Here is an 8,986-nt window from a genome sequence, read left to right as displayed (position 1 = left end):
AACCACTACTTTGTCATGTTTTTCTCAAAAAAGAAGAAAAATTGACAAAAATAAAATAGGAAAGTGACATACACTCTCCTATTTTATTTCTCTATGCATATGAATGTAAACCCGCGATAATTAAGTTTACTACAATAAAGTTAAACATAATGATTGCAAAACCAATTACTGCAAGCCAGGCGGATTTTTCTCCATGCCATCCTTTAGATAAACGTAAATGCAATACTGCAGCATAAAAGAGCCAAGTAATAAGCGCCCAAACTTCTTTTGGATCCCACCCCCAAAAGCGCGTCCAAGCGATTTGAGCCCAGATCATTGCAAAGATTAACGCTCCTAATGTAAACACTGGGAATCCTATCGCAATAGAACGATATCCGATTTCATCTAATAAATCACTATTCGTATTCTTTACTAACGGCTGAAGTGCAGCTGACACTCGCTTACGTAAAACAAGTCTTAATACAATATAAAGTAGTGTTCCGACTAACACTGACCAAATAACAGTATTTAATTTTTTCGCATTTACAATCGCTGGGACTTCAACTGTTGGCTCTAATTTATTTTCCGTCATTAATTTCCCTTCATGCGGTCCAACTAAAGCAGGGAGATTATACTTCATCTCAACTTGTTGTTCATTTTTATCAATCCATTGAAACTTCGCTTCGTATTTCATACTAGAAAATACCGTTGTTATTCCAATAAATCCAACTGTACAAACAAGTGTGAAAACTACTGTCTCTAACCAAAATGTACGCTTACTTCTTGTTGATTGATCTACATTTTTCAGTAAATACATTACGCCTGTAATAAAGCTAATTGCTAATATTGCTTGTCCCGCTGCCGCTGTCGTTACATGAATATGTAGCCAATTACTCTTTAAAGATGGGATAAGCGGCGAAATTTCTCTCGGGAACATACTTGCATAAGCGATTAATAAAAGAGCTACCGGTAAAGCAAATAAACCAATAATACTTACACGATATACAAAGTACATAATGATAAAAGCTCCCACAAGCATCATACCAAAGAAGGTACCAAACTCGAAGAAATTACTAACGGGTGCATGTCCTGATGCAATCCATCTTGTAATAAAATATACTATTTGCGCAATAAATCCTAAAATTGCTATAGTTATACCTATATTTGCCCACTTATGACCTTTTTCTTTAATTGATCCTCCAAAAAATAAAGTTGCAATTAAATATAAGATGAACGCGGCGAACAGAAAATTACTACTTATTTGTACCATATCGTTTCCCCACCTTAACTAATTTTTTTATCATTCATTTTATCGTGTGGTTGTGGAATCGCTGTTCCTTCTAGTACTCTTTCAATATCTTTCTTTAAGCCGAACCAATTTTTATTCGTATGGCCTGCAACCCACCATTCATCATTAACACGTTGTATCCAAATACGGCGATGGTTCCAATACATACCTTGAATCACACCAACCATAAATATAAATCCTCCAATACCGAGAATCCAAAGCGTCAAATCTTTTCTTACTGTAAGAGCTGTTGCATTTTGCATTTCCACACCTGCAAATGACATTTTATATTTATTATTCCCGTCAGGCTCTATGTTTTGCTGAATACCGACGAAACTAACTTCACCATCTGGTGTTTCCGGGGTAAACATTTTAAAGACGAATGCAGGATTATTCGGTAATTTTGTTTTCGTATTCGGCCTTCCATTCTCATCAAAATAAAAATCAGGAAAATAGCTTAATAGTTCTAGAGAATGCCCATTTCCTAAATCATATTTTTCTGTAGGATTCGCTAAATCTACTTTAATCGGTCCCCACTTTTGATTATTTTCTTTGTTTTGCAAATGGAAAGACATGCTTTTAAATTCACTTTCTTTGTAATCCACTTGATAAACAGCAAATTGATCAAATTTCAGTGGCTCATTCACTCGAATTTCAGCTTCTTTTACCTTTTCTAATTTTGGTTTTTGACCCGCTATATTTTCTCCTACCGCTTTATATAATACAGCATTTGTTTGGAAGTTTTTCGCAATCATTTTATCACCAACACGATCAATTGCTTCATCAAAAACTTCTTTATCCTTACTCTTATCATAAACTTCCTTGATAAACTTTTCGTTTTTCAAATAGTATTGACCATCTGTTCCTGGTATTTCTTTCGTTTCACCGTCACGTAACCAAAGTGCTTCATCTACATACATACTCGGTAAAAAACGTAGCATTGCACCGAATAGAAAGATAATAAGACCAATATGGTTTACATATGGACCCCAACGGGAAAAACGTCCCTTTTCCGCTAAAACGTTCCCGTCTTCCTCTTTCACATTATAATTACGTTTCTTTAAATTAATTTGAACTCGTTCTAAGTCACCTTCATGCGGCGTACCAGTCCCGTTCACTCTCTGTCTTTTTAAAAAACTTGGGTGTCTTTTCACCCCTTGTTTTTTTAAAGCTTTATAAAGAGGAATGACACGGTCTAAACTACATATAACAAGTGAAATACCAATGGAAGCAATTAAAATCATGTACCACCATGATCCATATAAATTATTAAATCCTAATTGATAGTATAATTGTCCTAAAAATCCATACTCGGTCTTATAATATTCAGCTGGTTCGATTCCTGGAGTTATGTACATTTCTTGGGGAAAGATAGTTCCTATTGCCGATGCAGCTAAAGTTATTACAATTAACCATACACCTACTTTTACAGAAGAGAAAAAACTCCAAATTTTATCGACTATCGTTTTTGTATGTGTGAGAGATCTCCGGGCACTCCCCTCATATCTCATATCCAATAATTTCATATTTTCATTACTTTCAAATGGTTTCCCACATGCTTCACAAAAAATGGTTCCTATCGGATTAACATGTCCACATTCACACTTAATTTCTTTCAAAGCTCTCACCGCCCTTTTATCTATATGTACTATTGTATATTCCAGCTTAGAGTTACCGCAATACTCAGAATTTTTAAAGCGAAGGCGCTATACGTAAGCACCTCTTATGTAAAGGCTTTCTTAATTATGGAGTAATTTTCTTTAAGTACTCTTCCAATTGTTCCTTCGTTTGCTCACCTATAATTTGCTCTACTACTTTGCCTTCTTTATCAATTAAAAAGGTTGTTGGTAATGGGCCTACTCCATATGTACCTATGATCTTTTGCCCTTTATCAATTGCAACTGGGAATTTCAAATCATATTGTTTCACAAAGTTCTTCACTGCGATATCCGTTTCATCTGCATCTAAGGCAATAATTTCAACGCCTTTTTCTTTATATTTCGGATATAACTCATTCATATAAGGCATTTCTTTTTCACAAGGTTTACACCAAGTTCCCCAAAAATTTAAAAATACACCTTTTCCCTTTAAATCTTTTAATTCTATATTCTTTCCTTCTAAATCAGTTACAACAAAGTTAGGTGCTTCTTTTCCAATTTGCATTTTCTCTTTATCAGTAAAAAATCCTTGATATAGCGTAAACCCTACCGCACCGCTTAAAATGAGCAAAATGATAACACGAAATAATAAGCGATTTTTTTTCATATTGTCTCCCCTCTCTTCGACGAGTGATAAATATATGTATTTTTTAATAAATCACCAGCGGAGCATTCCACTGGTGAAAGTTTCACAATATAAATTAGCGAGGCTTTGTAGAAGCCAATGCACGTAATTGTTTCACCTCATGTGGTGTCAATTCTCTTGCATCACCAGGACGCAAGCTACCCACTTCTAAAAAGGCATAACGTTCACGTTTTAGTTTCATTACTTTACAATCTAACGCTTCAAACATGCGGCGTACTTGACGGTTACGTCCTTCATGAATCGTTAATTGTACAATCGCCATCTCTTTACGCTTGTCCCAAGAAATAATTTTCACTTGTGCTGGTGCTGTTTTCCCATCTTCTAATGCAACACCTCGTTCTAACATGCGAATTTTATCACCTGTTAATGGCCCTTTAATTTTCGCAACATACGTTTTTTCAACTTTATATCTCGGATGCATTAATACATTTGCAAATTCCCCATCATTTGTCATCAATAATACGCCAGACGTATCATAATCTAAGCGTCCGATTGGGAATAAACGTTGTCTAATTTCAGGGAAAAAGTCTGTTACAACATTTCTTCCTTTATCATCTGATACACTTGAAATTACACCAGTTGGTTTATATAGTAAAAAATAAACAGGTTCTTCTTTTTCAAGAGGGATGTTATTTACTTCTACTTTATCTTGAGGAGTTACTTTTGTTCCTAACTCCTTCACTATTTTCCCATTAACTTTCACTTTCCCTTGCTGAATTAATTCCTCAGCCTTTCTTCTCGATGCAATACCTGCTTGCGCAATCACTTTTTGTAATCGTTCCATCTCTTTTTTTCACCTCAAATTTATCTTACCTTACATTAGAAAGACTTGGCAACCGCCTAAGCTTTATGCCATTTACTTCGCCTATCTTTAACAACATAGCAATGATAATAAACGTATAAAGGCTATACCACGTTTTCACCCTTTATTATTATTTACACTTTTTCATGTTGTCCACGATAAAAGTTCACCATTTTGTCAAAAATACCGCATAAAAAAACCACTATTAAACTACACGTTAATAGTGGTCGTATACGTATTATAAGCGAAATAGCGAAAAAAATGAATAGCATTACCGAAACAATAGGGAAACAAACACAATCGAACAAATAATTCCGATTAAATCCGCAAAAAGTCCCACCTTTAATGCATCTCCCATTTTTCTAATACCGACAGCCCCAAAGTATACTGTTAATATATAAAAAGTCGTATCTGTGCTACCTTGCATCGTTGAAGCTAACCTACCAATAAACGAGTCTGGCCCATATGTAGCGATTAAATCGGTCGTAATACTTAAACCAGCAGATCCCGAAATCGGACGTATAAGTGCAAGTGGAACGATTTCGGCTGGTACATGAATAAAGTCTAACATCGGCTTCATTACCGATATCATCGCATCTAAAGCACCTGATGCCCGGAAAATAGAAATAGATACAAGCATTCCAACCATAAACGGCAAAATGGAAACCGCAATTTGAATCCCTTCTTTTCCGCCCTCAACGAACGATTCATACGTTGGAACTTTCTTTATCGTGCCATACAAAAGGATAAAACCAATTACACAAGGAATTACCCATAATGAAATTGTATTTACAATACTCATTTTTTCCGCCCCTTTCTACTCCTTCTCCGGTAAAAATAGCGGTCAATCCAAATCGCTCCAATCATCGATAACACTTGTGCTATAAATGTTACGCCAACGATTTCAGTAGGGTTTGCTGATTCATAAGTCATTCGAATTGAAATGACAGTAGTCGGAATTAATGTAATTGCTGAAGTATTTAATGCTAGAAACGTCACCATAGAACGACTTGCTGAATCCTTTCCACCATTTAACTCTTTCAGTTGTTCCATTGCTTTAATACCTAAAGGTGTTGCTGCATTACCTAACCCAAAAAAGTTCGCCATCATATTTGATAAAATGAATCCCATTGACGGGTGACCCTTCGGTATTTCTGGAAATAATCTTTTTACTATCGGCATAAAAAGTGATACTAACTTCTTTAACAATCCAGCTTCCTCAGCAATTTTCATTAAACCGAGCCAAAATACTAAAACACTAATAAGCCCAATACAAATCGTTACAGCATCTTTTGACCCTTCAAACACTGCTTTGGTCACTTCTTCCATCGTTCCATTTATCATGGCATACACAATCCCTATAACTGCCATCGCTGCCCATACGAGATTAACCATCTATCCCAACACCTATCATGTAAGAGAAGATTTCTTTTACGTTATTCCAATACATTCCCGTTGTAGCTACTAACTTTCGTTTACTGTAAAACAAATTTCGTTCTCCAACTTTCTCGTTCCCTACATAAATTTCTGTCTTCCCAATCTTTACTCCATCCGTAAGTTTTTCACTTTTATCGAGCTCAACTTTCAATAACACGCTCTTTCTTTCCTCTTCAGTTAAAGGTACAGAAAAACTATTTTTCGTATAAACATGATTGGCATATTTCTTTTCATTTATTTCAGCGAGTGCGCCTTGTCCTAAAACTTTCGCTTGCTTATAGCGTTCAAAGCCTTTATCAAACAAATTCATATGATCATCCCAGTCACTAGAAGCACTCAAAGTTACGACAATTAAATCTAGTCCATCTTTTGAAGCTGTTGTGACAAGCGTCCGTCCTGCTTTCTTCGTAAAACCTGTCTTTCCCCCTGTTGCAAATTCATAATAAGATGTCACAAGCTTATGTTTATTTTTCCACGGATAATCCCAAGAATCTGATTTATACGTTTTTGTTCCAAAAATTTTCTTAAAGGTCTCGTTCCCCATTGCATATTTCGTTAATAATGCCATGTCATAAGCCGACGAATAATGCGATCCATCCCCATCCAAGCCATGCGGGTTTGAGAAATGTGTATCTTTCATTCCGATTTCTTTCGCCTTTTCATTCATTAAATATACGAACCCTTCTATACTCCCTCCCACATTTTCAGCAATTACTTGTGCTGCATCATTACCAGATCTAAGCATTAATCCGTAAACTAAATCTTCTAGCTTCACTTTTTGTCCAGGTTTTAAATAAATTGCCGATCCTTCTACTCGTACCGCTTCATTACTAACCGATACTAACTCTTTCATTTTTCCTGATTCAGCAGCTAACAATGCTGTCATAATTTTTGTTATACTAGCAATTTTTTGTGGCTCATGTTCTAATTTTCCATATAGCACACGACCGGATTGTTGTTCCATTAAGACTGCGTTACGAGCACTGACACCACCGTTCATTTTTGCATATGCAGGAATCGGCATAACGCTTGCGTACATTATAATTAGCGTAATTATTATACAAATCCGTCTCATATTTCCCCCCCACGTCCTTTTGGCACTTTTTGTACAAGTTTATGCTTGGCCTTTTAAAATATGAACGAAATCTTCCTTCCACCTCCACTAAAAAAGACGCATGGGATATGCGTCTAATACGGTGTCCATTCAATTTGCTTCGCACTTTCAAATCTCTTTTCTACATCTGGCCAATTTACAACATTCCACCAATTTTTAATATATTCATCTTTTCGATTTTGATATTGTAAATAATACGCATGTTCCCATACATCCAGTACAAGGAGTGGTATCGTATCCCACTGTGTAAACAATTGATGAAGCGTGCTTTGCAAAATTTCTAATCTTCCGGACCGAGGCACCCATACAAGGATTGCCCATCCAGACCCCTCAACTTTCGAGGCCGCCTCTGTAAAATGTTTTTGGAAACGTAAGTAACTCCCAAAATCCTTCTCAATTTCTTGTGATAATGCCCCTCGTGGACCCCCGCCCCCATCTTTTTTCATATTATTCCAAAATATCGTGTGTAAGTAATGACCTGATCCATGAAAAGCCGCTTCTCTTTCCCAATGCTTAATTAAATCAAATTGATTTGTTTTTCTCGCTTCTTCCATCATCTTCTCTGCTTTATTTAATCCTTCCACGTAACTACGATGATGTTTATCATGGTGTAACATCATAATTTCTCGTGAAATGTACGGTTCTAGCGCATTATATGGATAAGGTAATGGTGGAAGGGTATGCCCCCCAATCGGAACAGCGCGTTCGCTATCCCCTCTTTCACATAGTTCATATTCCTCTCCTTCTTGCATAAATACTTCCTGTAAATGGTGTTGAATATGTTCTACATCCTCACTTATTTCGTACATAAACTCGGCATCTGTGTCGTATTCATGCTCTTTCATACGCTCTAATAACGTCTGAATTTTATAAGCAAGCATATGGACATCATACACTTCCATTGCACGGCTATCTAATACGTGAAGAACACTTTCACACCAACTTTCTACTTCATGAAAGTAATCTGTAAATACACCTTGCTGACTCATGTTACACCTCCTTATTGCTATCCACTTAAATATATTCAATGAAAATCCCTTATATAACTGTACAAAAGGAAAAGAAGCTAAGTGTCCTTAGCTTCTTTTCCTTAATTAATATTTGTGCAACATTTTTGTTTGGTAATCTGTCTCATAATATTCTAGTTCTTCACGCATCAATTGAAATTTCCCTTCTAACTCCTTCATCACTCGTTCTATAGATACAGGAGGGATTTGCTGAAAAACAATAGAATTTTTCCCTGTATAAGCAGAACGACTATTTTCATACCAATGATCATTCTTTGGCGAAAAAAACTCTGCAATTACTTGATGGTAAATCTTATATAAAACTTTTTCAGCTGCGGTCTTTCGAAATGGTTGGCCATTCAACAAAACAAAACATGCATCAAGTCCTTCTTCACAAAAAACAAGAAGTCTTCTTATTGATGCTAATATACCTTTATAATATTGCTCGTTTCCTGTTGGTGTCTCCTCCAATAAAGAAGGTAACGTATGATAATTCACATAATTAGTTATCAAGGAAATTACATCTTCTAAAAATATAGAAACTTGTTCTGTTTGATTTTCAACCATCAAATTAGACATGGCTTCTCTCTCCTTTGCCGTTTTACGCTATTTCTACTCTTTTATTTTTATGTAATTCAGCTAATATTTCTTGTACTTTCACCACTGTTCCCTCGTCAAAGTATCGTTGAAAGTCTGTTACTTCATTGAGATACAAGCGCTTCTGCGCGCGTAGCTCTTTATTGTTCACTAAACAAGCGATCGCTACAATATCTCGTAAATATACGTCTTGTTCTTCTACTTTATAAACTGGATTTCCTTCAAAAGGGGTAATTTCTTGTAAAATTTCTTCAAAATATCGAACATATAAGACAGAAAAGGTTTTTTCTTGATTATTTAATATATATGTCACTTCAGATCTATTAAAAAAATCTTCTGATGTATTCGGTTTTGCTTTTTCTAACTCATATCCTGCATAACCTATTATAATCATCTACTTCCCCTCTCTTCCTTCTTTCATCTTATCTTAACTTAATTTTCTGATAAACGAAATATTC

The 8,986-nt window shown here is 35.7% G+C and carries 10 protein-coding genes; all 10 read right to left on the bottom strand.

Going from position 1 to position 8,986, the window contains the following annotated elements; translation table 11 throughout:
* Positions 1-91 precede the first annotated feature (91 nt).
* Positions 92-1,249, bottom strand: a complete 1,158-nt coding sequence (gene resC / locus AB3X48_RS13745; protein WP_016104313.1) for a cytochrome c biogenesis protein ResC — start codon at positions 1,247-1,249, stop codon at positions 92-94.
* A gap of 14 nt (positions 1,250-1,263) precedes the next feature.
* The gene (gene resB, locus AB3X48_RS13740; RefSeq protein WP_002158616.1) at positions 1,264-2,886 is read right to left on the bottom strand and encodes a cytochrome c biogenesis protein ResB; all 1,623 of its coding nucleotides are present in this window, start codon (positions 2,884-2,886) and stop codon (positions 1,264-1,266) included.
* Positions 2,887-3,010: 124 nt separating this feature from the next.
* On the bottom strand, positions 3,011-3,532 hold the full coding sequence (gene resA / locus AB3X48_RS13735; protein WP_002064495.1) for a thiol-disulfide oxidoreductase ResA: 522 nt from the start codon (positions 3,530-3,532) through the stop codon (positions 3,011-3,013).
* 94 nt (positions 3,533-3,626) lie between these two features.
* The gene (rluB, locus tag AB3X48_RS13730; RefSeq protein WP_002064494.1) at positions 3,627-4,355 is read right to left on the bottom strand and encodes a 23S rRNA pseudouridine(2605) synthase RluB; all 729 of its coding nucleotides are present in this window, start codon (positions 4,353-4,355) and stop codon (positions 3,627-3,629) included.
* A 289-nt stretch (positions 4,356-4,644) separates the two neighbouring features.
* Positions 4,645-5,175 carry a spore maturation protein SpmB gene (gene spmB, locus AB3X48_RS13725; protein WP_002086660.1) on the bottom strand — a complete coding sequence of 177 codons (531 nt, stop codon included), beginning with the start codon at positions 5,173-5,175 and terminating at the stop codon, positions 4,645-4,647.
* Positions 5,172-5,768 carry a spore maturation protein SpmA gene (spmA, locus tag AB3X48_RS13720; RefSeq protein ID WP_016104312.1) on the bottom strand — a complete coding sequence of 199 codons (597 nt, stop codon included), beginning with the start codon at positions 5,766-5,768 and terminating at the stop codon, positions 5,172-5,174. Before spmA ends, spmB begins: the two co-directional genes overlap by 4 nt.
* Positions 5,761-6,885 (bottom strand): D-alanyl-D-alanine carboxypeptidase family protein, encoded by a 1,125-nt coding sequence (locus AB3X48_RS13715; protein ID WP_002158617.1) that lies wholly within the window; start codon positions 6,883-6,885, stop codon positions 5,761-5,763. Before AB3X48_RS13715 ends, spmA begins: the two co-directional genes overlap by 8 nt.
* Positions 6,886-6,998: 113 nt before the next feature.
* The gene (locus AB3X48_RS13710) at positions 6,999-7,913 is read right to left on the bottom strand and encodes a superoxide dismutase (RefSeq protein ID WP_016104311.1); all 915 of its coding nucleotides are present in this window, start codon (positions 7,911-7,913) and stop codon (positions 6,999-7,001) included.
* Between the two features lie 105 nt (positions 7,914-8,018).
* A complete protein-coding gene (locus AB3X48_RS13705; RefSeq protein ID WP_002149419.1) occupies positions 8,019-8,510 on the bottom strand; it encodes a YpuI family protein in 492 nt (163 codons plus the stop codon).
* 22 nt (positions 8,511-8,532) lie between these two features.
* On the bottom strand, positions 8,533-8,922 hold the full coding sequence (locus tag AB3X48_RS13700; RefSeq protein ID WP_002149420.1) for a hypothetical protein: 390 nt from the start codon (positions 8,920-8,922) through the stop codon (positions 8,533-8,535).
* Between the last annotated feature and the right edge of the window lie 64 nt (positions 8,923-8,986).

Source organism: Bacillus sp. S4, assembly GCF_040838205.1.
GTDB classification, from domain to species: domain Bacteria; phylum Bacillota; class Bacilli; order Bacillales; family Bacillaceae_G; genus Bacillus_A; species Bacillus_A cereus_U.
The sequence above is the reverse complement of the archived record's forward strand: the minus strand, read 5'-3'. Positions and strand labels throughout refer to the sequence as shown.

Coding starts and splice junctions, on each gene's coding strand:
- AB3X48_RS13710 (WP_016104311.1), bottom strand. CDS start 7,913: ATGAGTCAGCAAGGTGTATTTACAGATTACTTTCATGAAGTAGAAAGT.
- spmB (WP_002086660.1), bottom strand. CDS start 5,175: ATGAGTATTGTAAATACAATTTCATTATGGGTAATTCCTTGTGTAATT.
- resA (WP_002064495.1), bottom strand. CDS start 3,532: ATGAAAAAAAATCGCTTATTATTTCGTGTTATCATTTTGCTCATTTTA.
- AB3X48_RS13715 (WP_002158617.1), bottom strand. CDS start 6,885: ATGAGACGGATTTGTATAATAATTACGCTAATTATAATGTACGCAAGC.
- AB3X48_RS13700 (WP_002149420.1), bottom strand. CDS start 8,922: ATGATTATAATAGGTTATGCAGGATATGAGTTAGAAAAAGCAAAACCG.
- rluB (WP_002064494.1), bottom strand. CDS start 4,355: ATGGAACGATTACAAAAAGTGATTGCGCAAGCAGGTATTGCATCGAGA.
- resC (WP_016104313.1), bottom strand. CDS start 1,249: ATGGTACAAATAAGTAGTAATTTTCTGTTCGCCGCGTTCATCTTATAT.
- spmA (WP_016104312.1), bottom strand. CDS start 5,768: ATGGTTAATCTCGTATGGGCAGCGATGGCAGTTATAGGGATTGTGTAT.
- AB3X48_RS13705 (WP_002149419.1), bottom strand. CDS start 8,510: ATGTCTAATTTGATGGTTGAAAATCAAACAGAACAAGTTTCTATATTT.